Annotated in this window: 23 protein-coding genes; 21 read left to right on the forward strand and 2 right to left on the reverse strand. The window is 69.9% G+C overall.

What is annotated here, in order from left to right; genetic code table 11:
- Positions 1-19 precede the first annotated feature (19 nt).
- Positions 20-2353: a 5-methyltetrahydropteroyltriglutamate--homocysteine S-methyltransferase gene (metE, locus tag IWX89_RS04435; RefSeq protein ID WP_196902361.1), complete on the forward strand. Its 2334-nt coding sequence runs from the start codon at positions 20-22 to the stop codon at positions 2351-2353.
- A gap of 82 nt (positions 2354-2435) precedes the next feature.
- On the opposite strand, the gene lexA is transcribed toward metE, so the two are convergent.
- Positions 2436-3140: a transcriptional repressor LexA gene (gene lexA, locus IWX89_RS04440; RefSeq protein WP_196902362.1), complete on the reverse strand. Its 705-nt coding sequence runs from the start codon at positions 3138-3140 to the stop codon at positions 2436-2438.
- Between the two features lie 280 nt (positions 3141-3420).
- Between lexA and IWX89_RS04445 the strand changes: the two genes are divergently transcribed.
- The 8 genes from IWX89_RS04445 to IWX89_RS04480 all read left to right on the forward strand — a co-directional run bounded on the left by IWX89_RS04445 (position 3421) and on the right by IWX89_RS04480 (position 13374).
- On the forward strand, positions 3421-3843 hold the full coding sequence (locus IWX89_RS04445; RefSeq protein WP_231382873.1) for a LysM peptidoglycan-binding domain-containing protein: 423 nt from the start codon (positions 3421-3423) through the stop codon (positions 3841-3843).
- Positions 3844-3970: 127 nt separating this feature from the next.
- Positions 3971-5080 (forward strand): histidinol-phosphate transaminase, encoded by a 1110-nt coding sequence (locus IWX89_RS04450; RefSeq protein WP_196902363.1) that lies wholly within the window; start codon positions 3971-3973, stop codon positions 5078-5080.
- Complete coding sequence (gene hisB / locus IWX89_RS04455; protein ID WP_196902364.1) at positions 5077-5700, forward strand: imidazoleglycerol-phosphate dehydratase HisB; 624 nt, start codon at positions 5077-5079, stop codon at positions 5698-5700. The genes IWX89_RS04450 and hisB overlap by 4 nt, the downstream gene beginning before the upstream one ends.
- The gene (gene hisH, locus IWX89_RS04460; RefSeq protein ID WP_196902365.1) at positions 5697-6329 is read left to right on the forward strand and encodes an imidazole glycerol phosphate synthase subunit HisH; all 633 of its coding nucleotides are present in this window, start codon (positions 5697-5699) and stop codon (positions 6327-6329) included. The genes hisB and hisH overlap by 4 nt, the downstream gene beginning before the upstream one ends.
- Before the next feature lie 54 nt (positions 6330-6383).
- On the forward strand, positions 6384-7130 hold the full coding sequence (gene priA / locus IWX89_RS04465) for a bifunctional 1-(5-phosphoribosyl)-5-((5-phosphoribosylamino)methylideneamino)imidazole-4-carboxamide isomerase/phosphoribosylanthranilate isomerase PriA (protein ID WP_196902366.1): 747 nt from the start codon (positions 6384-6386) through the stop codon (positions 7128-7130).
- The gene (locus IWX89_RS04470; protein ID WP_196902367.1) at positions 7114-7908 is read left to right on the forward strand and encodes an SseB family protein; all 795 of its coding nucleotides are present in this window, start codon (positions 7114-7116) and stop codon (positions 7906-7908) included. Before priA ends, IWX89_RS04470 begins: the two co-directional genes overlap by 17 nt.
- A 50-nt stretch (positions 7909-7958) precedes the next feature.
- Positions 7959-12602, forward strand: coding sequence for an ATP-dependent helicase (locus IWX89_RS04475; RefSeq protein ID WP_196902368.1), 4644 nt, complete (start codon positions 7959-7961; stop codon positions 12600-12602).
- Positions 12595-13374 (forward strand): Fpg/Nei family DNA glycosylase, encoded by a 780-nt coding sequence (locus IWX89_RS04480; RefSeq protein ID WP_196902369.1) that lies wholly within the window; start codon positions 12595-12597, stop codon positions 13372-13374. Before IWX89_RS04475 ends, IWX89_RS04480 begins: the two co-directional genes overlap by 8 nt.
- 108 nt (positions 13375-13482) lie before the next feature.
- Here the strand turns inward: IWX89_RS04480 and IWX89_RS04485 are convergent, their stop codons facing one another.
- On the reverse strand, positions 13483-13830 hold the full coding sequence (locus tag IWX89_RS04485) for a DUF1844 domain-containing protein (protein ID WP_134523172.1): 348 nt from the start codon (positions 13828-13830) through the stop codon (positions 13483-13485).
- 275 nt (positions 13831-14105) lie between these two features.
- Here IWX89_RS04485 and infC point away from each other — a divergent pair, with 275 nt between their 5' ends.
- The 12 genes from infC to argJ all read left to right on the forward strand — a co-directional run bounded on the left by infC (position 14106) and on the right by argJ (position 25746).
- A complete protein-coding gene (gene infC / locus IWX89_RS04490; RefSeq protein ID WP_134510514.1) occupies positions 14106-14732 on the forward strand; it encodes a translation initiation factor IF-3 in 627 nt (208 codons plus the stop codon).
- On the forward strand, positions 14725-14919 hold the full coding sequence (gene rpmI / locus IWX89_RS04495; RefSeq protein WP_134523170.1) for a 50S ribosomal protein L35: 195 nt from the start codon (positions 14725-14727) through the stop codon (positions 14917-14919). The genes infC and rpmI overlap by 8 nt, the downstream gene beginning before the upstream one ends.
- 27 nt (positions 14920-14946) lie before the next feature.
- On the forward strand, positions 14947-15333 hold the full coding sequence (gene rplT / locus IWX89_RS04500) for a 50S ribosomal protein L20 (protein WP_134510515.1): 387 nt from the start codon (positions 14947-14949) through the stop codon (positions 15331-15333).
- Between the two features lie 135 nt (positions 15334-15468).
- Positions 15469-16269, forward strand: a complete 801-nt coding sequence (locus IWX89_RS04505; protein WP_134510516.1) for an RNA methyltransferase — start codon at positions 15469-15471, stop codon at positions 16267-16269.
- Between the two features lie 71 nt (positions 16270-16340).
- Complete coding sequence (locus IWX89_RS04510) at positions 16341-17129, forward strand: amino acid ABC transporter ATP-binding protein (protein WP_304505278.1); 789 nt, start codon at positions 16341-16343, stop codon at positions 17127-17129.
- Between the two features lie 55 nt (positions 17130-17184).
- Complete coding sequence (locus tag IWX89_RS04515; protein ID WP_196902370.1) at positions 17185-18075, forward strand: glutamate ABC transporter substrate-binding protein; 891 nt, start codon at positions 17185-17187, stop codon at positions 18073-18075.
- A gap of 105 nt (positions 18076-18180) precedes the next feature.
- The gene (locus IWX89_RS04520; protein WP_134510519.1) at positions 18181-18828 is read left to right on the forward strand and encodes an amino acid ABC transporter permease; all 648 of its coding nucleotides are present in this window, start codon (positions 18181-18183) and stop codon (positions 18826-18828) included.
- Positions 18825-19688, forward strand: coding sequence for an amino acid ABC transporter permease (locus IWX89_RS04525; RefSeq protein ID WP_196902371.1), 864 nt, complete (start codon positions 18825-18827; stop codon positions 19686-19688). Before IWX89_RS04520 ends, IWX89_RS04525 begins: the two co-directional genes overlap by 4 nt.
- 46 nt (positions 19689-19734) lie before the next feature.
- Positions 19735-20775 (forward strand): phenylalanine--tRNA ligase subunit alpha, encoded by a 1041-nt coding sequence (gene pheS, locus IWX89_RS04530; protein ID WP_196902372.1) that lies wholly within the window; start codon positions 19735-19737, stop codon positions 20773-20775.
- A complete protein-coding gene (pheT, locus tag IWX89_RS04535) occupies positions 20775-23309 on the forward strand; it encodes a phenylalanine--tRNA ligase subunit beta (RefSeq protein ID WP_196902373.1) in 2535 nt (844 codons plus the stop codon). The genes pheS and pheT overlap by 1 nt, the downstream gene beginning before the upstream one ends.
- 224 nt (positions 23310-23533) lie before the next feature.
- Complete coding sequence (gene argC, locus IWX89_RS04540) at positions 23534-24577, forward strand: N-acetyl-gamma-glutamyl-phosphate reductase (RefSeq protein WP_196902374.1); 1044 nt, start codon at positions 23534-23536, stop codon at positions 24575-24577.
- Complete coding sequence (gene argJ, locus IWX89_RS04545) at positions 24574-25746, forward strand: bifunctional glutamate N-acetyltransferase/amino-acid acetyltransferase ArgJ (protein WP_196902375.1); 1173 nt, start codon at positions 24574-24576, stop codon at positions 25744-25746. Before argC ends, argJ begins: the two co-directional genes overlap by 4 nt.
- Positions 25747-25764 lie beyond the last annotated feature (18 nt).

Genomic DNA, 25764 nt, shown 5'->3' on the forward strand with positions numbered 1-25764 from the left:
TCACCCCGCAAAGGACACCATGACCGCCACCTCCCCATTCCCCGCCGGCACCATCCTCGGCTACCCGCGGATCGGTCCCCGGCGCCAACTCAAGAAGGCCGTCGAGTCGTTCTGGGCCGGCACGACCAACGCCGCCGAGCTCGAGGACACCGCGGCCACCCTGCGCCAGGCCACCCGGGAACGGCTCGTGGCCCTCGGCCTCCGCGCCGACGACTCCTCCATCCCCGGCTCCTTCTCGTTCTACGACCAGGTGCTCGACACCCTCTGCACCGTCGGAGCGGTCCCCGCCCGGTATGCGTCGCTGGTGGGCCCCGACGGGCGGATCGACCTGGCCGGATACTTCACCCTCGCCCGCGGCGAAGGCGACAACCTGCCGCTCGAGATGACGAAATGGTTCGACTCCAACTACCACTACCTCGTCCCCGAAATCGGCCCGGAGACCGTGTTCTCCCTCTCCAGCGACCGCATCGTTCGAGAGTTCGTCGAGGCGAGAACGGCCGGCTACCTCACCCGCCCGGTCATCGTTGGCCCGGTCACCTTCCTCCTGCTGAGCAAAGCCAGCGACGAGGCCCCCGCCGGCTTCTCGCCGCTGGACCGCCTCGACGACCTGCTCCCCGTCTACGCCGCTCTGCTCCAGAGCCTGGCCGAGGCCGGCGCCGACTGGGTGCAGCTCGACGAACCGGCTCTGGTCAGTGAGAGCGTCGACGCCCCCCGGGGCGAGGCGCTGAGCGCGCTCGGCTGGGCCTACGCGACCCTCGGCCGTCTCTCCGCCCGCCCGGCCATCTTCGTTGCGGCGCCCTATGGCAGCCTCGACGACGCCCTTCCCGTGCTCGCCGGCACACCGGTCGACGCGATCGGACTCGACCTCGTGCGCGGCGCGCTGCCTCAGGACACCCCCGGCCTTGCCGGGAAGACCCTCGTCGCCGGGGTGATCGACGGCCACAACATCTGGCGCGGCGACCTGGCCGGCGCGCTCGGGAAGGCCGAACGGCTCAGTGCGCTCTCCCCGCGGGTAGCCGTTTCCACGTCCACGTCCCTGCTCCACGTTCCCCACGACGTCGACGACGAGTCCGCGCTCGGCGACGAACTCAGGTCCTGGCTGGCATTCGCCGACCAGAAGGTTGGCCAGGTCGCGGCTCTGGCCCGAGGCCTCGCGCAGGGCAGGGAAGCCATCGCGGCCGAGCTGTCGGCAGCCTCCGCCGCGCTCGAATCCCGGCTCACCGCTCCCGGCGTGCGAGACGCCGCGGTGCGGGCTCGCGCCGCGGCACTCACCGAGACCGACTTCAGCCGGGGCGACTACCAGACTCGGCTGGCCGCGCAGGATGCCGCCCTCGGGCTGCCCCTGCTGCCGACCACGACCATCGGGTCCTTCCCGCAGACCGGGGAGATCCGCCGGGCCAGGGCCAGGCACCTCGCCGGGGCGTTGTCCGCCGACGGCTACCGCGCCCTGATGGAGGCGGAGATCGCCCGGGTGGTCGCGTTGCAGGAGGAGATCGGGCTCGACGTGCTCGTGCACGGCGAGCCGGAGCGCAACGACATGGTGCAGTACTTCGCCGAGCAGCTCGACGGCTTCCGGGTGACCGAGAACGGCTGGGTGCAGTCCTACGGCAGCCGGTGCACCCGGCCGTCGATCCTCTGGGGGGACGTGTCACGGCCCCGGCCGATCACCGTCGACTGGTCCGCCTACACCCAGGGGCTGACGGAGAAACCGGTCAAGGGGATGCTCACCGGACCGGTCACAATCCTCGCCTGGTCGTTCGTGCGCGACGACCAGCCGCTGGGAGACACCGCCCGTCAGGTCGCACTGGCGCTCCGGGACGAGATCGCTGACCTCGAGGCGGCCGGGATCGGCCTCGTCCAGGTCGACGAGCCGGCCCTGCGCGAACTCCTCCCGCTGAAGAGGAAGGACCACGCCGACTACCTCGACTGGTCGGTCGGCTCCTTCCGCCTCGCCACGGCCGGCGTGGCCGACGCCACCCAGATCCACACTCACCTGTGCTACTCGGAGTTCGGTGTGGTGATCGACGCCATCCGGAACCTCGACGCCGACGTCACCAGCATCGAGGCCGTGCGCTCCCGAATGGAGGTCGTCGCCGACATCGAGGCCGGCGGATTCGACCATGGCATCGGGCCGGGCGTGTACGACATCCACTCACCGAGGGTGCCGAGTGTGGCGGAGATCACGGAGCTTCTCGACCGAGCCCTCGAATCCATTCCGGAGCGTCAGGTCTGGGTCAACCCGGATTGCGGGCTCAAGACCCGCGGCTACGCGGAGACCGCCGAATCGCTGCACAACATGGTGACGGCGACCCGCGCGGTGCGCGCGCGCCTCGGTGCCGGTATCCCCGCCTAAACGCCGAACCCCCGGACCGAGCGTCACCCGAACGCAGAACGGCCCTGCCGGAACACCGACAGGGCCGTTCCGCGCGAGAAGATCAGACCGAGCGCAAAACCGCCACGATCTTGCCCAGGATCTCGGCGTGGTCGCCGACGATGGGCTCGAAGTTGGTGTTGCGCGGCAGCAGCCAGATGTGTCCATCGCGCTGGCGGAAAACCTTGACCGTCGCCTCGCCGTCGAGCATGGCCGCGACGATCTCGCCGTTCTCGGCCGTCTTCTGCTGGCGCACCACGACCCAGTCGCCGTCGCAGATGGCGGCGTCGATCATCGACTCGCCGACCACCTTGAGCATGAACAGTTCGCCCTTGCCCACCAGCTGGCGGGGGAGCGGGAAGATTTCGTCGATCATCTGGTCGGCCATGATCGGCACGCCGGCCGCGATCCGGCCGACCAGCGGCACCATGGCCGCATCGCCGACCTGAACACCCGACTGGTAGCTCTCCGCACCGCCGGCCGGCACGTCCTCCGGCGACTGCGGAATCTCGATCAGCACCTCGAGCGCCCGGGGACGGTTCGGGTCGCGCCGCAGGTACCCGCTCAGCTCGAGCTGGTTGAGCTGATGGGTGACGCTCGACAGCGACGACAGGCCCACCGCGTCGCCGATCTCGCGCATGCTCGGCGGATAGCCGCGCTGGCTCACCGAGCGCTGGATCACGTCCAGGATGGCGAGCTGCTTCTCACTGAGGCTCTTGCGCCGCCTGGTTCCGCCCTTGTCGCGGGGACCGCTGCTGTCCTGCGTCACGATGTCGCTCCTCGTCTCGGTGAACCGGTCCTGTCAGCAGTCGAAACCGCCGTCAGACCCGAATGTCGGTGGCGTCTGGTTGATTCAATCCAGACAATCGAAACTGTATCCATCTCGAGCACGATAAACAAACATTCATTCGAGTGTGTCGTCACCTTTTTCGGGAAACAACGGAAATATCTCTTGATTGTTCGAAGAATCGAATATATATTCGGAACATAGGTTCGCATCCGGCTCTCCCGGCCGAGAGCCGGATGCGTTTTTACACAGGAGGTTCGACATGAGCACTGCAATCGCAATGACTGCCCGCGGAAGCAACGGGGCGCTCGACCTGGGCGTCGTCCCATCGGGCGCCGTCCAGATGGCCTCCGTCCGCACCCGCCTGCACCTCACCCGTCGCGGCCGCGTCGTCTTCACGACGCTCGCGGCAATCCCCGTCGCCGCCGTTGCACTCGCCCTGGCCCTCAACGGCGGGATCGCAGCAGCCGAGGGCGCCAACGCGGGCGCGGCCACCGTCGCCGACGTCGCAACAGTCTTCGACTACGTCACCATCGCGTCGGGCCAGTCCTTGTGGCAGCTGGCCGAGACCATCGCCCCCACCTCCGATCCGCGCGACGTGATCGCCGAGATCGTCAGCCTGAACCAGCTGCCCTCCGAGAACGTGCAGCCGGGCCAGCGTCTCGCCCTGCCTGCCAGGTTCTGATCCGGCTGGTCCTGATTGATCCGGCTGGTGCTGATTGATCCGGCTGCTGATCTGGCTCGTTCTGGGCTGACCGGCCTGATCGGCACCGCCGGGTGGGCACCCGGGCATCCCCGGTAGCATTGGGGGAGTGACCAGTCTCAACGACCTGCCCCTCCGCGACAATCTGCGCGGACTCACCCCCTACGGAGCACCACAGCTGCACGTGCCCGTCGCTCTCAATGTGAATGAGAACACGCACGGGATCCCCGACGCCGTCGCCAGCGACATCGTCGCCGCGATGGCCGAGGCCATCCGCACCATCAACCGTTACCCCGACCGCGAGTTCACCGAACTGCGGGAGTCGCTGGCCCGGTATCTCGGCCACGGCCTCACCCGGGAGAACATCTGGGCGGCCAACGGCTCGAACGAGGTATTGCAGCAGGTGCTGCAGGCCTTCGGTGGACCGGGCCGGTCGGTCCTCGGCTTCGCGCCGACCTATTCGATGTACCCGCTGCTCGCCTCCGGCACCGGCACCCGGTGGATCGCCGGCACCCGTGACGCCGACTTCGAGCTCAGCCCGGCGACCGCCCGGGACTGGGTCGACGCCGAGTCGCCCGACCTCGTCTTCCTCTGCTCCCCGAACAACCCCACCGGCACCCCGCTGTCGCTCGACACGATCGCGGCGGTGTACGACGCGGCCGACGGAATCGTCGTCGTCGACGAGGCCTACGCCGAGTTCGGTCCGTCCGATGCGCCGAGCGCGCTCACCCTGCTGCCGGGCCGGGAGCGGCTCCTCGTCTCCCGCACCATGAGCAAGGCGTTCGCGTTCGCCGGCGCGCGGGTCGGCTACCTGGCCGCCGACCCGGCGGTGACGGATGCCCTCCGCCTGGTGCGCCTGCCCTACCACCTGTCCGCCCTCACCCAGGCCGCCGCGATCGCTGCCCTGGCGCACAGCCCGGAGATGCTCGCCATGGTCGACGACATCCGCGGCCAGCGGGACCGCCTCGTCACCGAATTGGCCGTGCTCGGCTACCGGCCCCTGCGCAGCGCGAGCAATTTCGTGTTGTTCGGCGGGGTGGACGATCCCCGGGGCACCTTCGAGGCTTTGTTGGCGGAGGGCGTCCTGGTGCGCGACGTCGGTATCCCGGGTCACCTGCGGGTGACGGCGGGCACCGAGGCGGAGACGAGTGCGTTCCTCGAGGCGCTGGCCGGCCTCGGGCAGCACGCCGCCGCCCGGCCCAATAAACTGTCGGAATGAGCCTGACTGCCACGACCTCCTCGCCCCGCATCGCCCACCTTCAGCGGGAGACCAGCGAGTCGAGCATCGACCTGACGCTCAACCTGGACGGAACGGGTGTCTCGGACATCCAGACCTCCGTCCCCTTCTACGATCACCTGCTCACCGCGTTCGCCAAGCACTCGCTCACCGACCTGACCGTGCGTGCTCGCGGTGACATCGAGATCGACGTGCACCACACGGTGGAAGACATCGGCATCGTGCTCGGCCAGGCGATCCGCCAGGCGCTCGGCGACAAGTCGGGCATCTCCCGTTACGGCGACGCCCTCGTTCCGCTCGACGAGGCCCTCGTGCAGGCCGTTGTCGACATCTCGGGCCGCCCGTACCTTGTGCACCGCGGTGAGCCGGCCGGATTCGAATTCCACCTGATCGGCGGCCACTTCACCGGCTCGATGGTGCGGCACGTCTTCGAGGCGATCACGTTCAACGCCGGCCTCACCGTGCACATCACCGTGCAGGGCGGCCGCGACCCGCACCACATCGCCGAGGCCGAGTTCAAGGCGTTCGCGCGCGCGTTCCGACAGGCGAAGGCGTTCGACCCGCTCGTCTCCGGCATCCCGTCGACCAAGGGCGCACTGTGAGCCGTGTCGTCGTGTTCGACTACGGCACCGGCAACGTGCACTCGGCCGTGAAGGCACTCGAGCTGGCCGGCGCCGAGGTCACGCTGACAAGCGACCGCAAATCGGCCCTCGAAGCCGACGGTCTCGTGGTTCCGGGGGTCGGCGCGTTCAGCGCGGTGATGGCTGCCCTCCAGGCCGTGCGCGGCGACGAGATCGTCGACCGCAGGATCGCCGGCGGCCGTCCGGTCCTCGGCATCTGCGTGGGCATGCAGGTGCTCTTCGAACACGGCGTCGAACGGGGCGTCGACACGGAGGGCCTGGGCGAATGGCCCGGCACCGTCACCCGCCTCGAGGCGCCCATCCTCCCGCACATGGGCTGGAACACCGTCATCCCCGCCGAGGACTCGGTGCTGTTCCGGGGCATCGAAGCGGAGCGGTTCTACTTCGTGCACTCCTACGCCGCCCAGGAATGGACCCTCGAGGTGATGCCGCCGTTCCCGAAACCCCGGCTGACCTGGGCCGAGCATGGCGTCCCGTTCCTCGCCGCGGTCGAGAACGGACCGTTGTCGGCCACCCAATTCCACCCGGAGAAGTCCGGGGAGGCCGGCATCCGCCTGCTCTCCAACTGGCTCGGCTCGCTCCGCGACTAGCCGGGCCCTTCGCCTGACCCTGGGCCGAGCGCCCACCCCGATCTGAGGACTCCCATGACTGAGCAGCACCCCACCCCGCGTCTCGTACTACTGCCCGCCGTCGACGTGGCCGGCGGCAAGGCCGTGCGCCTCACCCAGGGCGAGGCCGGCACCGAGACCAACTACGGCGACCCGGTCGACGCGGCCCTCGACTGGGCCAGGCAGGGTGCCGAATGGATCCACCTCGTCGACCTCGACGCGGCGTTCGGCCGTGGCAACAACACCGAGGTGATCAGGAACGTGATCCGTGAGGTCACCGGCGTGCGGATCGAACTCTCCGGCGGCATCCGCGACGACGCGTCCCTCGCGGCCGCGCTCGGCGCCGGCGTCAGCCGGATCAACCTGGGCACCGCGGCGCTCGAGGACCCCGACTGGGCGGCCCGGGTGATCAAGGAGCACGGCGACGCCGTCGCGGTCGGCCTGGACGTGCGCGGGACGACCCTCGCGGCACGCGGCTGGACCAAGGACGGCGGTGACCTCTGGCAGGTGCTCGCCCGGTTGGAAGACGCCGGCTGCGCCCGGTACGTCGTGACCGACGTCACGAAGGACGGCACCCTGCAGGGCCCCAACATCGAGCTGCTCCGCCAGGTGATGGAGCGCACCGACCGTCCCGTCGTGGCGTCCGGCGGCATCTCCAGCCTCGCCGACATCGCCGCGCTGCGCGAACTCGTCCCGCTCGGCCTCGAGGGCACGATCGTGGGCAAGGCCCTCTACGCGGGTGCCTTCACCCTGGGCGAGGCACTGGATGTCGCCGGCGCGTAACCTCGGTTCGACCGGCGAACCGGCCGGTCCCGCCGATTCCGCCGGGCAGCCGTGGGCTGGCCGGGAATTCGAGGCGAACACCCACGCGGATGACGACGGGGCGGCGCCCGAGGAACTGCTCGCCGCCCTCGCGCTCTTCAGGGCCCGCGAGGCCGGGGAGGAGAGCGTCGTCGACGCCCTCCGCACGGCCCGGCTGCTCATCCCGCTGGTGACCGCGCTCGGCGACGCCGGCGTCGGCCCGACCGGTCTCGTCATCGACAAGACCCAGGAACTCTCGATCATCACCGTGGCCGGCCCCGACGGCCGGGGGGTGCTGCCCGTGTTCTCCTCGGCGGCCGCGATGCGGTCCTGGAACCCCGAGGCCCGGCCCGTGCCGTCCGACGGTGTGCGGGTGGCGCTGGCGGCAGCCCAGGAGAACACCGACCTGGTCGTGCTCGATCCGACCACCGACACCGAATTCGTCATCCGGCGCCCCGCCCTCTGGGCGATCGCCCAGTCGCAGCCGTGGACCCCCAGCTATGCCAGCAGGCAGGTGGCGGATGCCTTCGCCGCCTCGATCGCCACCGAGCTGACGGTGCTCGACGCCCGGCTCAGTGCCGGGGACCCCGAGTCCCGGCTGGCCGGCCCCGAACTGATCGTGCGGCTGGAACTGGTCGACGGGCTCACCCGCACCGAACTGGATGCCACGCTCGCCCGGCTCGCCGCCCGCTGGTCGGCCAGCGACGTCATCGCCACCCAGGTCGATTCCCTCCGGGTGCAGCTCAGCGGGTCCGCCTAGGCCCCGGTGGAAAACGGCGCCCTGTCAGTCGTTTCAGGCAAGATGGTGCCATGACCGAGGTGCTGCGACGATTCTCACCGGCCACCCGTGCGTGGTTCGGCGAGGCGTTCACGGCGCCCACCCCGGCCCAGCTCGGCGCCTGGGACGCCATCTCCCGCGGCTCGCACGCGCTCGTCGTCGCGCCGACCGGCTCAGGCAAGACGCTCGCGGCCTTCCTCTGGGCCATCGACCGGCTGGCCTCCCGGGCAGGCGAACCCGGAGCGGGCGACGCTCCGACGACGACGACCGTGCTCTACATCTCCCCGCTCAAGGCCCTCGGCGTCGACGTCGAGCGCAACCTCCGCGCGCCGCTGGTCGGCATCAGCCAGGCCGCGCTGCGCCTCGGGCTCGAACCGCCCCGGGTCAGCGTCGGCGTGCGATCCGGAGACACCCCCGCCGCCGACCGGCGCCGCCTGGTCAAGGTGCCGCCCGACATCCTGATCACCACGCCCGAGTCCCTGTTCCTCATGCTCACCTCGGCGGCGCGGGAATCGCTGCGCGGCATCGACACGGTCATCATCGACGAGGTGCACGCCGTCGCCGCCAGCAAGCGCGGCGCACACCTCGCCCTCTCCCTCGAACGGCTCGACGACCTGCTCGCCGCCCCGGCTCAACGGATCGGGCTGTCCGCCACCGTGCGCCCGGCGTCCGAGGTCGCCCGGTTCCTCGGCGGCTCCGCGGCGGTGGAGATCGTCGCCCCGGCCGCGGGCAAACGGTTCGACCTGCGGGTCGTGGTCCCCGTGGACGACATGAGCCAGGTCGGCCCGGTCGAGCCCCGGGAAGGCCAGGCCGCGGCATCCGCACCGCAGCCGGGGTCGATCTGGCCGCACGTGGAGGAGGCGATCGTCGACGAGGTGCTCGCGCATTCCTCGTCGATCGTGTTCGCGAACTCCCGGCGGCTGGCCGAACGCCTCACCGCGCGCTTCAACGAGATCTACGCCGGGCGGCTGCAGGACGCCGAGGCGGGCGATGACACGGCCGGACAGACCGGCAACGACCAGCCGGCGGCAACGGATGCCCGGGCCGCCACGGCGGCGCCCCGCCAGCCGGCCGAGCTCATGGGCGCCAGCGGCCGGAGCGAGGGCGCGGAACCCGTGCTCGCACGCGCGCACCACGGCTCGGTCAGCCGCGAACAGCGGGCCATGATCGAGGACGACCTCAAGAGCGGGCGGCTGCGCTGCGTGGTGGCGACGTCCAGCCTGGAGCTCGGCATCGACATGGGCGCGGTCGACCTCGTCGTGCAGGTCGAGTCGCCGCCGTCGGTCGCGAGCGGGCTGCAGCGGATCGGCCGGGCCGGCCACCAGGTCGGCGAGGTCTCCCGCGGCGTCATCTACCCCAAGCACCGGGCCGACCTCATCCACTCCGCGGTCGCCGCGGAACGGATGGTGGCCGGGCTGATCGAATCCCTGTCCGTGCCGGCCAACCCGCTCGACATCCTCGCCCAGCAGACCGTCGCCGTCACGGCGCTCGAACCGGTGCAGGTCGAGGACTGGTTCGACACCGTGCGCCGGAGCGCGCCGTTCCACACCCTGCCGCGTTCCGCGTTCGAGGCCACCCTCGACCTGCTCGCCGGGCGCTACCCGTCCGACCAGTTCGCGGAGCTCCGGCCGCGGATCGTCTGGGACAGGGAAGCCGGAACCCTCACCGGGCGGCCCGGCGCCCAACGGCTGGCCGTGACGAGCGGCGGCACCATCCCCGACCGCGGCCTCTTCGGCGTGTTCATGGTCGGCGGCGAGCAGACCACCGGCCGCCGGGTCGGCGAACTCGACGAGGAGATGGTCTACGAGTCCCGGGTCGGCGACGTCTTCGCCCTCGGCGCTACCAGCTGGCGCATCCAGGAGATCACCCACGACCGCGTCCTCGTCGTCCCGGCGTTCGGCGAACCCGGCCGGCTGCCGTTCTGGAAGGGCGACGGCCTCGGCCGGCCCGCCGAACTCGGCGAAGCCATCGGCGCGTTCATCCGGGAGGTCTCCGCGCTCCCGGGGGCGGAGGCCAGGACCCGCTGCTCGGCCGGCGGCCTCGACGACCGGGCGGTCACCAACCTGCTCGCCTTCCTCGGCGACCAGCGTGCCGCGACCAGCCACCTGCCGACCGACCGCACCCTCGTCGTCGAACGGTTCCGTGACGAGCTCGGCGACTGGCGCGTCGTGATGCATTCCCCCTTCGGCATGCAGGTGCATTCACCCTGGGCACTCGCGGTCGCCGCACGGGTGCGGGAGCGATACGGGATCGACGGGGGCTGCGTCGCCAGCGACGACGGCATCGTCGCCCGCATCCCCGACACCGACTCCGAACCGCCGGACGCCTCCCTCTTCGTCTTCGACCCCGACGAACTCGAACAGCTCGTCACCGACGAAGTGGGCGGGTCCGCCTTGTTCGCCTCCCGGTTCCGGGAGTGCGCCGCCCGGGCGCTGCTCCTCCCGCGCTACAACCCGGGCACCCGGTCCCCGCTCTGGCAGCAGCGGCAGAAGGCGTCGCAGCTGCTCGAGGTGGCCCGCGCCTTTCCGACCTTCCCGATCATCCTCGAAACCATCCGCGAGTGCCTCCAGGACGTCTACGACCTGCCGGCGCTGATCGGCCTGGCCCGGCGGATCGCCGACCGGTCGCTGCGAATGGTGGAGGTGCACACGGACACCGCCAGCCCCTTCGCGAGCACGCTCCTGTTCGGCTACGTGGCCGCCTTCATGTACGAGGGCGACTCCCCGCTGGCCGAACGACGGGCCACCGCCCTCTCGATCGACTCCAGCCTGCTCGCCGAGCTGCTCGGCCGGGTCGAACTGCGCGAGCTGCTCGACCCGGCGGTGATCGAGGCGACCGACCAGGAACTGCAGAGGCTCCCCGACGACCGCAAGGCGAAGGGGATCGAGGGGATCGCCGACCTGCTCCGCGGCCTCGGCCCGCTGACCACCGACGAGGTCGCCGCCCGGCTCGCCGTCGCCCAGGGTGCGGAGGCAGTCCGGGGACCGGACGCGGCGGAGGGCCTGCTCGAACTCGCCGCCGCCAGGCGGGTGCTCCAGGTCAGTTACGCCGGGCGGGACTGGTGGGCCGGAATCGAAGACGCCGGTCGGCTGCGCGACGCCCTCGGCGTGCCGGTGCCGCTCGGGGTGCCCGCCGCTTTCACCGAGCCCGTCCCCGACCCGCTCGGCGACCTCGTCAGCCGGTACGCCCGCACCCACGGGCCGTTCATCACCGCCGACGTCGCCGAGCGCTTCGGCCTGGGCCCCGCCGTCGTCCTCGGCGCCCTGCGCCGGCTGGCCGGGGCCCGCCGGATCGTCGAGGGCGAGTTCCGCCCGCACGGCACGGGAAGCGAATGGTGCGACGCCGAGGTGCTGCGGCGGCTGCGCCGGCGCTCGCTCGCGGCGCTCCGGCACGAGGTCGAACCCGTCGACCAGGTCACGGTCGGGCGCTTCCTGCCGGTCTGGCAGCATGTCGGCGGCCGCCTGCGCGGAATCGACGGCGTCGCATCCGTGATCGAACAGCTCGAAGGGGCGCGGATCCCCGCCTCGGCCTGGGAATCCCTCGTGCTGCCCGCCCGGGTCGCCGACTACCGGCCGGCCATGCTCGACGAACTCACCAACTCGGGCGAGGTGCTCTGGGCCGGGGCCGGCACCCTCGCCGGCAACGACGGCTGGATCAGCCTGCACCTGGCCGAGACGGCGCCGCTCACCCTGCCCGCGCCGTCCCCGTTCGAGACGACCCCGCTGCAACAGGAGATCCTCGGCACGCTCGGCGGCGGGGGAGGGTTCTTCTTCCGCCAGCTCGCGGATGCCGTCGGCAGCCAGGACGACACCGTCCTCGCCGCCGCGCTCTGGGACCTGGTCTGGGCCGGGCTCGTCGGCAACGACACCTTCGCCCCGGTACGTTCGCTCATCGCCGGCGGGCACACCGCCCACTCCACCCGTCGGCCGGCCCCCCGCGCCCGGCTGCACGGCGGGCGCATCCTGGCCAGGCCGAGCCTGCCGCAGCGGGGAGGGCCGCCGACCGTCTCCGGCCGCTGGTCGATCGTGCCCGTCGCCGACGACTCGCCCACCCGGCGTGCGCATGCGCTCGGCGAGACCCTGCTCGAACGGTACGGCGTGGTGACCCGCGGGGCCGTGGCCGGAGAGGGGGTGACCGGCGGGTTCTCCCTGGTCTACCGCACCCTGCGCGGCTTCGAGGAGGTCGGCCGGTGCCGCCGCGGCTACTTCATCGAGGGCCTCGGCGCGGCCCAGTTCGCCACCGTCGGAACGATCGACCGGCTGCGTTCCTTCGTCGAACTCGGCCGCGGCACGGGGGCACCCGTCGAGCCGGTGGCGGTCACCCTGGCCGCCACCGACCCGGCCAACCCCTACGGCGCTGTGCTGCCCTGGCCGGCACTGCCCGAGGGCACCAGCCACCGCCCCGGGCGGAAAGCCGGCGCCCTCGTGGTGATCGTCGACGGCTCCCTCGCCCTCTATGTCGAACGCGGCGGAAAATCCGTGCTCGCCTACGCAGCCGGGGACGCCGTGCTCGCCGCGGCGGCGACCGCCCTGGCCCGCACCATCTCCGCCGGCCGGGTCGTCAAGCTCGGCGTCGAATCCGTCAACGGCCTCTTCGTGATCGGCACCCCGGCCGGGCAGGCGCTGCAGGCCGCCGGGTTCGGCGTCACCCCCAAGGGGCTGAAGCTGCATGCCTGAGGGCGACACCGTCTACCGCGCCGCCCGCACCCTCGACGGGGCCCTGCACGGGGCCACGCTAACCCGGTGCGACCTCCGCGTTCCCCGCTTCGCCACCGTCGACCTGACCGGTGAAACCGTGCACGAGGTGGCCAGCCGGGGAAAGCACCTGTTGATGCGGGTGGGGGAGGCCAGCATCCATTCGCACCTGAAGATGGAGGGGGCCTGGCACCTGTACCGGCCAGGGGCGGCATGGCGGAGGCCCGCGTTCCAGGCCCGCGCCGTGCTCGAGACGGCGGACTGGGTGGCGGTGGGCTTCGACCTCGGCCTGCTCGAGGTGCTCCCGCTGGTAGAGGAGTCCGCCCGGCTCGACTACCTGGGACCCGACCTGCTCGGGCCCGACTGGGACGCGGCCGAGGCGGTGCGCCGCATCCGGTCCCGGCCCGAGCGCGCGGTCGCCGTGGCCCTGGCGGACCAGTCCAACCTCGCCGGGCTCGGCAACGAGTACGTCAACGAACTCTGCTTCCTGCGCGGCCTGCTGCCGACCCGTCCGGTCGGCGAGGTGACGGATGTCCCGGCGCTGGTGGCCCTGGCCCGTCGCCTGATCTTCTTCAACCGCGACCGCACCGAGCGGGTCACCACCGGCAACACCCGCCGCGGAGCCCAGGACTGGGTGTTCTCCCGGGCCGGCCTGCCCTGCCGTCGCTGCGGCACCCCGATCGAGCGCGGCCGGCTCGGCCGCAACGACCTCGAACAACGGGACACCTTCTGGTGCGCTGCCTGCCAGACCTGATTTCGACAGGCTCAATCACCGGGTGGTCGAGTATCGACAGGCTCAATCCCCGGTGGTCGAGTTTCGAGAGGCCCAATCACCGGTGGTCGAGCCTGTCGAGACCCCGCGTCAGTTGACCGGGCCGGTGAACTTCTCGCCCGGGCCCTGGCCGATCGGGTCGGGGATCGCCGACGCCTCGCGGAACGCTAGCTGCAGCGACCGCAGGCCGTCGCGCAGGCTGCGCGCGTGCATGTCAGAGATGTCGGGGGCGGCGGCGGTGATCAGGCCGGCGAGGGCCGTGATGAGTTTGCGCGCCTCGTCGAGGTCGGTCTGCGTCTCCGGGTCGTCGGCGAGGCCGACCTTGACCGCGGCCGCGCTCATCAGGTGCACGGATGCGGTCGTGATGATCTCTACCGCGGCCACGTCGGCGATATCCCGGGTGGCTTGAAGTGCTTCCTGCTCGTTGCTACTCGTCACTGAATTCCTCTGTTAGACTCGTCCGGGCTCCGAGATGCAAATCTCGGTACGAAAGTGGATAATCTCCCACCTGCGCATACCGCTTCATCAAGGTTACCGGGTTGTTTACACTCCGCCGTCGCGGCACTGGATTCCAGTTCGCGAAGGTAGACAGGGTGTCGTAGAAGGTGTTCGAACCGAAAAGTTCAAACCCGGATACGCGATTTTCCTCTCTTCGTCTGCGGGCGACATCCGTCGTCAGCTGCAGCCACGATGCATGAGAAGAGGAGAGACGCATCAGCGATCCCCGTACAAATGACCGTATTCGCGTCCCCGAAGTCCGTCTCGTTGGTCCTAACGGCGAGCAGGTCGGGGTTGTGGCCATCGATGTTGCGCTGCGCCTGGCACAGGAAGCAGATCTCGACCTCGTCGAGGTCGCGCCGACCTCCAAGCCGCCCGTTGCCAAGATCATGGACTACGGCAAGTTCAAGTACGAGGCTGCGCAGAAGGCCAAAGAGGCCCGGCGCAACCAGGCGAACACCATCCTCAAAGAGGTTCGGTTCCGTCTCAAGATTGATAAGCACGACTACGAAACCAAGCGCAAACGCGCCGAAGGCTTCCTGAAAGCCGGCGACAAGGTCAAGGCCATGATTCTGTTCCGTGGCCGTGAGCAGTCCCGACCCGACCAGGGTGTACGTCTGCTTCAAAGATTTGCCGAGGATGTCGCCGAGTTCGGTTCCGTGGAATCGACTCCGATGATCGACGGTCGAAACATGGTCATGGTCATTGGACCTCTGAAGAACAAGTCAGAGGCCAAGGCGGAGGCTAACGCACACAAGGCTGCCGACAAGGCAGAAAAAGTTGCCGATAAGGCTGACAAGGTTGCCGATAAGGCAGCGAAACTGGAGGAAAAAGATGCCTAAGATGAAGACCCACTCCGGGACGAAGAAGCGCTTCAAGGTGACCGGTTCCGGCAAGATCATGAAGCAGCAGGCCGGCCTGCGACACAACCTCGAGGTCAAGAGCACTCAGCGTAAGTCTCGCCTCAACCACGACCAGGTGCTGGCCAAGGCCGACATCAAGGTCATCAAGAAGCTTCTCGGTCGCTAGACCCGTACCCCTAAAGGAACCAGAACAATGGCAAGAGTAAAAAGAGCGGTAAACGCTCACAAGAGCCGTCGCGTCATCCTCGAACGCGCCAAGGGCTACCGCGGCCAGCGCTCGCGTTTGGTCACCAAGGCCAAGGAGCAGCTCACTCACTCCTTCACTTACAGCTACCGTGACCGCCGTGCACGCAAGGGTGACTTCCGTCGCCTGTGGATCCAGCGGATCAACGCTGCGTCCCGCCAGAACGGCCTCACCTACAACCGCCTGATCCAGGGCCTCGCCCTGGCCGGCATCCAGGTTGACCGTCGCATCCTCGCCGACCTCGCGGTCAACGAGGCAGCCACCTTCGCCGCCATCGTCGAGAGCGCCAAGGCGGCACTGCCCGCCGACACGTCGGCGCCGAAGGTTGCCGCGTAGCTTTCACCCCCAGTAACACGCACTCTTCACGGGAGCGGGCCGAGCGCCCGCTCCCGTTTTGCGTGCCCGGGAGCCGAAACGAGCGCCGCCCGCGCGGCTGCTGCCGCCCGGCAGCATGGCCGGTAAGCTGGACTTATGTTAGATAATCCCCGTTCTCCGCGCGTGCGGGCTGTCGCGAAACTGGCGAATCGAGCCGCGCGCTCCGAGACCGGACTGTTCCTCCTCGAGGGGCCGCAGGCCGTCGCCGAGGCCCTGACCTACCGCCCCGAACTCGTCGTGGAACTGTACGCCACCCCGACCGCCCTCGAGCGCTACACCGACATCGCCGACACGGCCGTCGAAGCCGGCGTCGACGTGGAATTCGTTACCGAACAGGTGCTCGAGACCATGGCCGACACGGTCACCCCGCAGGGTTTCGTGGCCGTGTGCCACCAGTTCCCCACCTCGGTCAAGGACATTTTCGCCAATGAGCCGCGCCTGATCGCCATTCTCGAAGAGGTGCGCGACCCCGGGAACGCGGGCACCATCATCCGTGCCGCGGATGCCGCCGGCGCCGACGCGGTCATCCTCACCGGCCGCAGCGTCGACCTCTACAACCCCAAGGTCGTGCGCTCGTCGACCGGGTCGATCTTCCATCTGCCCGTCGCCGTCGGGGTCACCCTCGAAGACGTGCGCGACCGCGCCCGGGAGGCCGGCCTGCAGCTGTTCGCCGCGGATATCAAGGGAACCGACCTGCTCCAGGCCCGCAACGAGGGGCTGCTCCTCGCCCCGACCGCCTGGCTGTTCGGCAACGAGGCACGCGGGCTCAGCGACGAAGACCTCGCCAAGGTCGACCGGTCCATCTCGGTGCCGATCTACGGTCACGCCGAGTCGATGAACCTCGCCACGGCGGCCTCCGTCTGCCTCTACGAGAGTGCGTTCGCCCAGCGCAGCTAGCCACGAACGACGACGGCGCTACCACATGATTTGTGGTGGCGTCGTCTTTTTTTCTCCCCTAGGTTGGGGGTATGGAGCCTACTGAGTCAGCGCCGGCTACGTCCAACATCACCGTTCGCCGAGGTGAGCCGCTGGTCGTCGTGAAAGACGTCAACAAGAACTTCGGTGACCTGCACGTCCTCAAGAACATCAACACGGTCGTCACCCGCGGCGAGGTCGTCGTCGTCATCGGGCCGAGTGGGTCGGGCAAGTCGACGCTGTGCCGGGCTATCAACCGGCTCGAGACCATCGACTCCGGCAGCATCACGATCGATGGCCAGGCGCTCCCCGCGGAGGGGAAGGCGCTCGCCCGCCTCCGTGCGGATGTCGGCATGGTGTTCCAGTCGTTCAACCTCTTCGCGCACAAGACCGTGCTCGACAACGTCACCCTCGGGCCGATCAAGGTTCGCGGTCTCTCCAGGGCCGCGGCCGAGGAGAAGGCGATGACCCTGCTCGAGCGGGTCGGGGTGGCGAACCAAGCCCACAAGATGCCGGCGCAGCTGTCCGGCGGGCAGCAGCAGCGCGTCGCCATCGCGCGGGCCCTGGCGATGAACCCCAAGGTCATCCTGCTCGACGAGCCGACGAGCGCGCTCGACCCCGAGATGATCAATGAGGTGCTCGAGGTGATGATCGACCTGGCCAATGACGGCATGACCATGATCGTCGTGACGCACGAGATGGGATTCGCCCGCAAGGCCGCCAACCGGGTGATCTTCATGGCCGACGGCGAAATCATCGAAGAGACCACCCCGGAGCGCTTCTTCACCGACCCCCAGACCGACCGGGCGAAGGACTTCCTGTCCAAACTCATCACGCATTGACCTGAACGACAACTTCTGCGGTGGCGATTTGCCCCGCACCACGAAAGGAATTCACATGCGCAAGAGAATGACTCTCCTCGCCGTGATCGCAGCATCCGCTCTCGCGCTCACCGGCTGTTCCGGGCCCAACCCGGCGGGCGGCGGCGCCTCCGATTCCGCAAGCAAGTCCCCGTTCACGGTGGCCACCGACGTGTCCCTCACCGGCAGCCCCACCTTCGACGCCATGACGAAGCGTGGCACGGTGAAGATCGGGGTGAAGGAAGACCAGCCCGGCCTCGGCTACCTGGACGCCGCCACCGGCGAACGCAGCGGCTTCGACATCGAAATCGCGAAGTGGATCGCCGCGTCCCTCGGATTCTCCGAGGACAAGATCACGTTCGAAGCAATCCCGAGCGCCAACCGCGAGTCCGCGATCGTCAACGGTGACGTCGACTTCTACGTCGGAACCTACTCGATCAACGACAAGCGCAAGGCGCAGGTCGACTTCGCGGGCCCCTACTTCGTCACCGGGCAGGGCCTGCTGGTCGCCGCTGACAACAAGACGATCAAGAGCGAGAAGGACCTCGCGGGGACGACGGTGTGCTCGGCGACGGGCTCAACGCCGATCCAGAACATCAAGGCGAACTTCCCCGACACGAAGACCACCGAATTCGACACCTACTCGCAGTGTGTCGAAGCGCTCAAGGACGGTTCGGTCGACGCCGTCACGACGGATGCCGCGATCCTGATCGGCTATGCCGCGCAGGATCCCGACAACCTCAAGGTCGTCGGCGAGCCCTTCACCGTCGAGAAGTACGGCGTGGGCATGCCGAAGGGCGACGACGCACTGCGGGCGTTCACCAATGACATGTTCACCAAGGGTGGGGACACCTGGACCGCGATCTACGACGACACACTCGGCAAGTCGGGCACCAAGGTCGAGCAGCCCAAGGTCGAAGCGTACTAATCACCAGGTCGCCGGCGCCGCCCGATCCGGGCGGCGCCGGCCGACTGCCCGGGATCACCCCGGGCGACCACCACTCGCACTCGCAGGAGAAGGGAAGACCAGGTCATGGACACTCTGTTCAACAATCTTGACCTCTTCGCGCTCGGATTCCAGAACACCCTCCTCCTGTTCGCGGTCTCGGCGGTGTTCGCCCTCGGCATCGGCATCGTCGTCGGCGCCATGCGGGTGTCGCCGGTGCCGGTCATGCGCGCGTTCGGAACGCTGTACGTCAACCTCGTCCGCAACACGCCGCTGACACTGCTGATGTTCTTCTTCGCGTTCGGCTATCCGAAGCTTCACCTCGTCCAGCTGCCGTACACGACCCTCGCCATCATCGCGCTGAGCATCTACACCGCCACGTACGTTGCCGAGGTGCTGCGCTCCGGTTTCAACACGGTGCCGACCGGCCAGGCCGAGGCGGCACGGGCGATCGGCCTGCCGTTCGCTCAGACGATGACCCTCGTGATCATGCCGCAGGCCTTCCGGGCCGTGATCCCGCCGATGATGAGCGTCTTCATCGCCCTGCTCAAGAACACCACCGTCGCAGCCGGGTTCTCCGTCGCGGAGGCAGGCGCGATCCGGGCCAATCTCTCCGAACGGGGCGAGCCCGCCATCGTCGTCCTCCTCTGGGTGGCGCTCTTCTTCGTGATCCTGGTGGGAGTCCTCTCCGTGCTGCAGCGATACCTCGAGCGCCGATGGAAGGTCCTCCGATGACGAATGTGCTCTACGACGTCCCGGGTCCCCGTGCGATCCTGCGCAACCGCGTCCTCGGCGCGATCACGATCGCCCTGGTCGCGGCCGGGATCACCTTCGTCGTCTACCGACTGGCCGACACCGGGCAGTTCTCGGCCGCGAAATGGAGGGTCTTCACCTTCCCGCTCGTGCAACAGAACATCGGCCTGGCGATTCTCGCCACCCTGAGCGCGTTCGCGGTGGCTGCAGTGGCCAGCCTGCTCCTGGGGCTGGTGCTCTCGATCGGCCGGCTCTCCGACCACGCCTGGCTGCGTGTGCCGTGCACGGTCTTCATCGAACTGTTCCGCGCGGTGCCCGTGCTCATCCTCATGATGATCATGTACTACGGCCTGCCGCCGCTCGGAGTGACCTTCGTCACCCCGTTCGTGGCGGTCGTGACCGGGCTGACCCTCTACAACGGGTCCGTTCTCGCGGAGGTGTTCCGGGCGGGAATCGAATCCCTGCCCGCCGGCCAGCGGGAGGCCGCCTACGCGATCGGGTTGCGCAAGAGCGCCGTCATGTCGCTGATCCTCTTTCCCCAGGCAATCCGGGCAATGATGCCCGTGATCATCTCCCAGCTGGTTGTCGTGCTCAAGGACACCGCACTGGGCTTCATCGTCACCTTCCACGAACTGCTCTACCTGGCGAAGTTCTACGGCGCGCAGTTCACCTACGGGTCGCCGATCATCCCGGCAACCATCGTGTTCGGCACCATCTATGTGCTCCTCTGTCTCGCCCTCTCGGGCGTGGCGAAGTGGGTCGAGGTGCGCAGCCGGCGCAGTCGCGGTGGGGCGCGGCCCGCGAATGTGGCGAAGGCCGAACTGGCGGCGAGCGAGATCTAGCCGTCGGCGAAGGCCGGACAATCGCCACGGACTAAACTTGTGCCTTGTGTCTGATCCCACCGAAATCTCCGAAGAGGCCGTGAGCGCGGCCGTCACCGCCGCGCTCACCGCCATTTCCTCCGCCGCCGACTCCGCCGCCCTGCGGGTGGTGCGCACAGAGCACGCCGGGGACGCCTCCCCGCTGGCCCGCCTGAACGCGCTCATGCGCACGGTGCCGAACGACCGGAAGGCCGCCGCCGGCAAGCTGGTCGGCCAGGCCAGGGGCCAGGTCAGCCAGGCTCTCACCGCCCGCGAGGCCGAGATCGGCGCGGCGGAGGCGCAGGCGCAGCTCGCGGCCGAGACCGTCGACGTGACCGCGGCGGCATCCGCCTGGCGTCCGGGGGCGCGGCATCCGCTCTCCCTGTTGCAGGAGCGCGTGGCCGACGTGTTCGTCGGCATGGGCTGGGAGGTCGCCGAAGGACCGGAACTCGAAAGCGAGTGGTTCAACTTCGACGCCCTCAACTTCGATGAGGACCACCCTGCCCGCGCCATGCAGGACACCTTCTTCGTCGACCCGCCTGAGGCCCACCTCGTGCTGCGCACGCACACCTCCCCGGTGCAGATGCGCGCCCTGCTCTCCCGCGAGCTGCCCGTCTACGTCGTCTCGCCCGGCCGGGTCTTCCGCACCGACGAGCTCGACGCCACCCACACGCCCGTGTTCCACCAGATCGAGGGCATCGCCGTCGACAAGGGCCTGACCATGGCGCACCTGCGCGGCACCCTCGACCACTTCGTCAAGGCCATGTTCGGCCCCGAGGCGAAGGTGCGGCTGCGCCCCAACTACTTCCCGTTCACCGAGCCGAGCGCCGAACTCGACCTCTGGCACCCGACCTTCAAGGAGGGCGCCCGCTGGATCGAATGGGGCGGTTGCGGCATGGTCAACGCCAATGTGCTCCGCTCCGCCGGGATCGACCCCGAGGTGTACTCCGGTTTCGCGTTCGGCGTCGGCGTCGAACGGGCCCTGATGTTCAGAAACGATGTGAAGGATATGCACGACATGGTCGAAGGCGACGTCCGGTTCAGCCAGCAGTACGGGATGACCGTCTGATGCGCGTCCCCCTGAGCTGGCTCGGCGAATTCGTCGACCTCGAACCCGGCACCACCCCCGAAGACGTGCACGCCGCGCTGGTCAGCGTCGGCCTCGAGGAAGAAGAGATCCACCGCTTCGACCTGACCGGCCCGATCGTCGTCGGCGAGGTGCTCTCGATCGAACCGGAGGCCCAGACCAACGGCAAGACCATCAACTGGTGCCAGGTTCGGGTCGCGCCCGGCGACGAGCTCGCCGCCGACGGCGGCCCCGCCGTGCACGGCATCGTCTGCGGCGCCCACAACTTCGTCGTCGGCGACAAGGTCGTCGTGACCCTGCCCGGCGCCGTGCTGCCCGGCCCGTTCCCGATCGCACCCCGCAAGACCTACGGCCACGTCTCCGACGGCATGATCGCCTCGGCCCGCGAGCTCGGCCTCGGCGACGAGCACGACGGCATCCTGCGCCTGGCGGCCCTCGGCCTCGACGCCCCCGTCGGCACGGATGCGATCGCCCTCCTCGGCCTCGACGACAGCGCCGTGGAGATCAACGTCACCCCCGACCGCGGTTACGCGTTCTCGATCCGCGGCGTCGCCCGCGAATACGCGCACGCCACCGGGGCGACCTTCCGCGACCCGGCCCTCGCCGTGACCCCTGCACCGTCCTCGGTCGAGTTCGTCGTCACCATCGACGACCAGGCCCCGATCCGCAACCGGATCGGCGCCAGCGTCTTCGTCACCCGGGCCGTGCGCGGCGTCGACCCGACCCGGCCGTCTCCGGCCTGGCTGATCGCCCGGCTGAAGCTGGCCGGCATCCGTTCCATATCCCTGATCGTCGACGTGACCAACTACGTCATGATCGAGCTCGGTCAGCCGATCCACGCCTACGACCTCGACGCGCTGGCCGGCGGCCTCACCGTGCGCCGTGCCGCAACCGGCGAGAAGCTCATCACCCTCGACGACGTCACCCGCACCCTCAGCCCGGAAGACCTGCTGATCACCGACGGGTCCGGCCCGATTGGCCTGGCCGGCGTGATGGGCGGGCAGACCACCGAGATCGGGGCGACCACCACCAACGTGCTGGTAGAGGCCGCGAACTTCGACCCGGTCTCGATCGCGCGCACCGCCCGCCGGCACAAGCTGCCCAGCGAGGCATCCCGCCGGTTCGAGCGCGGGGTCGACCCCGCCGTCGCCGCCGTCGCCGCGGCCCGCGTCGTGCAACTGCTGGTCGAACTCGCCGGGGGAGTGGCCGACGACCTCGGCTCCCTGCACGACGCCACCCCCGCCGCCGCGCCGATCTTCCTCCCCACCGGCTTCATCTCCGGCCTGATCGGGCTCGAGTACACCCCCGAGGCGGTGCGCACCTCGCTGGCCGAGATCGGCGCGTCGCTCACGGAGACCGAGGGCGGGCTGTCCGTCACCGCCCCCAGCTGGCGCCCCGACCTGACCGACAAGTGGACCCTGGCCGAGGAGGTCGCCCGCATCGTCGGCTACGACCGCATCCCCTCGGTGCTGCCCGTCGCCCCGCCCGGGCGTGGCCTCACCCGCACCCAGATGCTGCGCCGCCAGGTCGCGCAGACCCTCTCGGCCGCCGGCCACACCGAGGTGCTCGCCTACCCGTTCGTCGCCGAGAAGGCCAACAACCTGTTCGGCGCCCCGGCCGGCCCGGTAGTGCCGCAGATGCGGGTTGCGAACCCGCTCGACGGTGAGGCGCCGTTCCTGCGCACCTCGATCCTGCCCGGGCTGCTCCAGATCGCGCACCGCAACCGGTCCCGCGGCCTGACCGACCTGGCCATCTTCGAGCAGGGCCAGGTTTTCCGTCCCCTGGCCGGCGTGGTCTACGGCAGCACGGTCGTGCCGCTCGGCGCCGTGCGCCCCAGCGCGCACCTCGAGGCCGAGCTGAACGCGGGCATCCCGCCGCAGCCGTTCTCCGTCGGTGTCGTGCTCACCGGCAACGCCGTCCGGCAGCAGCCGGGCCGTCCCGCCGTCGCCGCGGGCTGGCAGGATGCCCTTGCCGCCGTGCAGCAGGTCGCCCTGGCCACCGGGGTTGCCATCCAGGTGAGCCAGGGCTCGCACCAGGCGATGCACCCCGGGCGCACGGCCGAACTGTTCGTGACGACGGATGCCGGCCCCGCCTCGGTCGGCTTCGCCGGCGAGCTGCTCCCGGCCATCGCCCGCGGTTTCGACCTGCCCGCGGTCGTCGCGGTCGCCGAAATCGACCTCAGCCTGGTCTTCGACCGCGCCGGCGCCGAGCTCCAGGCCACCCCGATCCGCACCATGCCGGCCGCGACACAGGACCTGTCCCTCGTGGTCGACGTCGTCGTCCCGGCCGGGGAGGTGCTCGAGGCTGTGATCGAGGGCTCCGGGCCACTGCTCGACCATGCCGAGCTCGTCGACGACTACCGCGGGGCGGGCATCCCGTCCGGCCGCAAGTCGCTGACCTTCGCGCTGCGGTTCAGGGCCGCCGACCGCACCCTGACCGCGGCCGAGGCCAGCGACGCCAAGCTGGCGGGGGTGGCCGTCGCGGCCGCCCGTTTCGGCGCGACCCTGCGCGAGTAGCCCCGGCTCCCACCGGCACCCCCGCCCGGCGCCCCCGGCGCTGCACCCCCGCCCAGATCTACCTTTCCGGTCGAGACCGCCCCGCACACCGGTCGGTCTCGACCGAAACGGCAGAACTCGGCGAACACACGGGTCCCGACCGCACCGCAATTCCGCCCTGCACGCAAGAAAGCTGCGCCGACGCCGATTCTCGCCACCGCGGGGCGGCGCGCTAAGTTTGACGCATGGGTTTTTCGGTGGCGGTTGCGGGTGCGAGCGGCTACGCGGGCGGGGAGTTGCTGCGGCTCCTGGCCGCGCATCCCGAATTCGAGGTGCGCACGGTCACCGCGCACAGCAATGCCGGGCAGCGGCTGATCGAAGCCCAGCCGCATCTGCGGTCCCTCTCGGGGCTCACCCTCGTCGACACGACGGCGGAAACCCTCGCCGGGCACGACGTGGTCTTCCTCGCCCTGCCGCACGGGGCATCCGGCGCCCTCACGGCCGCGCTGCCGCCGGAGACCCTCGTCGTCGACTGCGGCGCCGACCACCGGCTGGAGAGCGAGGCCGCCTGGGCCGCGTTCTACGGCGGCGACTATTACGGGGCCTGGGCCTACGGGGTACCTGAGCTGCCCGTCGCCGGCGGAAAACAGCGCAGCCGGCTGGTCGGCGCGCGCCGGATCGCCGCGCCGGGCTGCAACGCCAGCACGGTCGCCCTGGCGCTGGCGCCGGGCATCCGGTCCGGCGTGATCGAGCCGGAAGACCTCGTCGCGGTGCTCGCGGTCGGCCCGTCCGGCGCCGGCAAGAGCCTCAAGCTGCCCAACCTCGCCGCGGAGGTCCTCGGTTCGGCGAACCCCTACGCCGTCGGCGGGGTGCACCGGCACATCCCGGAGATCCAGCAGAGCCTGGCCTGGGCCGGGGCCGCGAACCCCACCATCTCCTTCACCCCGGTGATCGTGCCGATGTCCCGCGGCATCCTCTGCACCGCGACCGCCCGGCTCGTGCCGGGCACCTCCGACGCCGCCGTGCGCGCCGCCTGGGAGAGCGCCTACGCCGACGAGCCGTTCGTGCACGTGCTGCCGGAGGGCCGGTTCCCCCGCACCAGCGACGTCCTCGGCGCCAACACCGCGCTGATCGGCCTCGCCATCGACCGGGCCGTCGGCCGGGTCGTCACCGTCACCGCCGTCGACAACCTCGCCAAGGGCACCGCCGGCGCCGCCATCCAGTCCGCCAACATCGCCCTGGGCCTCCCGGAGACCCTCGGCCTGAGCACGAATGGAGTTGCCCCGTGAGCGTCACCGCCCCCGCCGGATTCACCGCAGCCGGAGTCACCGCAGGCCTGAAGAAGTCCGGCGGCCTCGACCTCGCCGTCGTGCGGAACCTCGGACCGCTCACCAGCGCCGCCACCGTCTTCACCACCAACCGCTGCAAGGCGAACCCCGTCATCTGGAGCGAGCAGGTGATGCGCGGCGGCGTGGTCCGCGCCATCGTGCTGAACTCCGGCGGCGCCAACTGCTACACCGGCAGCATCGGCTTCCAGACCACGCACGCCACCGCCGAGGCCGTGGCCGGCCGCCTCGAGATCTCCGCCGGCGAGGTTCTCGTCTGCTCCACCGGCCTGATCGGCGAGCAGCTAGACCTGGGCAAGATCACCGCCGGGGTCTGGGATGCGTCGCTCGCCCTGCATTCCGGAACCGCGGCATCCGCCGACGCCGGCCTCGCCGCCGCCACGGCGATCATGACCACGGACACGACCCCCAAGCAGTCCGCGCACACCTCGCCGGCCGGCTGGACCATCGGCGGCATGGCCAAGGGCGCCGGGATGCTCGCGCCCGGCCTGGCCACGATGCTCGTCGTGATCACCACCGACGCCGTCCTCGACTCCGGCCAGCTCGACACGGCCCTCCGCCAGGCCACCCAGGTCACCTTCGACCGGCTCGACTCCGACGGATGCATGTCCACCAACGACACCGTCACCCTCCTCGGCTCCGGCGCGAGCGGGGTCGCCGCCGACCCGGCCGAGTTCGCGGCCGCGCTCACCGCCCTCTGCCAGGACCTCACCCTGCAACTGCAGGCCGACGCCGAGGGCTCGGCCCACGACGTCGCGATCGTGGTGCAGGGCGCCGACTCGGAGACCGACGCGGTCACCGTGGCCCGTGCCGTGTCCCGCAGCAACCTGTTCAAGACGGCCATTTTCGGCAACGACCCGAACTGGGGCCGGGTGCTCGCCGCGGTCGGCACCACCCAGGCGGTCTTCGACCCCTACGGGATCGACGTCGCGATCAACGGCGTGCAGGTGTGCACGGCGGGGGAGCCCGACCAGCCGCGCGAGCTCGTCGACCTCACCCCGCGGGCGGTCACCGTGCTCATCGACCTGCACGCGGGCGCCGCGACGGCCACCATCTGGACCAACGACCTCACCCACGCCTACGTCGAAGAGAACAGCGCGTACTCGAGTTGATCCCGACGATCCCGGCCC

Origin of the sequence: Cryobacterium sp. MP_M3, from assembly GCF_015752155.1 — a bacterium.
GTDB lineage: Bacteria > Actinomycetota > Actinomycetes > Actinomycetales > Microbacteriaceae > Cryobacterium.

Excerpts from the sequence above, each read along its gene's own strand:
- IWX89_RS04445 (WP_231382873.1), top strand. The coding sequence starts at position 3,421 with ATGAGCACTGCAATCGCAATGACTGCCCGCGGAAGCAACGGGGCGCTC.
- metE (WP_196902361.1), top strand. The coding sequence starts at position 20 with ATGACCGCCACCTCCCCATTCCCCGCCGGCACCATCCTCGGCTACCCG.
- IWX89_RS04505 (WP_134510516.1), top strand. The coding sequence starts at position 15,469 with ATGTTAGATAATCCCCGTTCTCCGCGCGTGCGGGCTGTCGCGAAACTG.
- IWX89_RS04520 (WP_134510519.1), top strand. The coding sequence starts at position 18,181 with ATGGACACTCTGTTCAACAATCTTGACCTCTTCGCGCTCGGATTCCAG.
- IWX89_RS04525 (WP_196902371.1), top strand. The coding sequence starts at position 18,825 with ATGACGAATGTGCTCTACGACGTCCCGGGTCCCCGTGCGATCCTGCGC.
- hisB (WP_196902364.1), top strand. The coding sequence starts at position 5,077 with ATGAGCCTGACTGCCACGACCTCCTCGCCCCGCATCGCCCACCTTCAG.
- rplT (WP_134510515.1), top strand. The coding sequence starts at position 14,947 with ATGGCAAGAGTAAAAAGAGCGGTAAACGCTCACAAGAGCCGTCGCGTC.
- IWX89_RS04510 (WP_304505278.1), top strand. The coding sequence starts at position 16,341 with ATGGAGCCTACTGAGTCAGCGCCGGCTACGTCCAACATCACCGTTCGC.
- priA (WP_196902366.1), top strand. The coding sequence starts at position 6,384 with ATGACTGAGCAGCACCCCACCCCGCGTCTCGTACTACTGCCCGCCGTC.
- pheT (WP_196902373.1), top strand. The coding sequence starts at position 20,775 with ATGCGCGTCCCCCTGAGCTGGCTCGGCGAATTCGTCGACCTCGAACCC.
- rpmI (WP_134523170.1), top strand. The coding sequence starts at position 14,725 with ATGCCTAAGATGAAGACCCACTCCGGGACGAAGAAGCGCTTCAAGGTG.
- IWX89_RS04475 (WP_196902368.1), top strand. The coding sequence starts at position 7,959 with ATGACCGAGGTGCTGCGACGATTCTCACCGGCCACCCGTGCGTGGTTC.
- IWX89_RS04470 (WP_196902367.1), top strand. The coding sequence starts at position 7,114 with ATGTCGCCGGCGCGTAACCTCGGTTCGACCGGCGAACCGGCCGGTCCC.
- IWX89_RS04480 (WP_196902369.1), top strand. The coding sequence starts at position 12,595 with ATGCCTGAGGGCGACACCGTCTACCGCGCCGCCCGCACCCTCGACGGG.
- IWX89_RS04515 (WP_196902370.1), top strand. The coding sequence starts at position 17,185 with ATGCGCAAGAGAATGACTCTCCTCGCCGTGATCGCAGCATCCGCTCTC.
- argC (WP_196902374.1), top strand. The coding sequence starts at position 23,534 with ATGGGTTTTTCGGTGGCGGTTGCGGGTGCGAGCGGCTACGCGGGCGGG.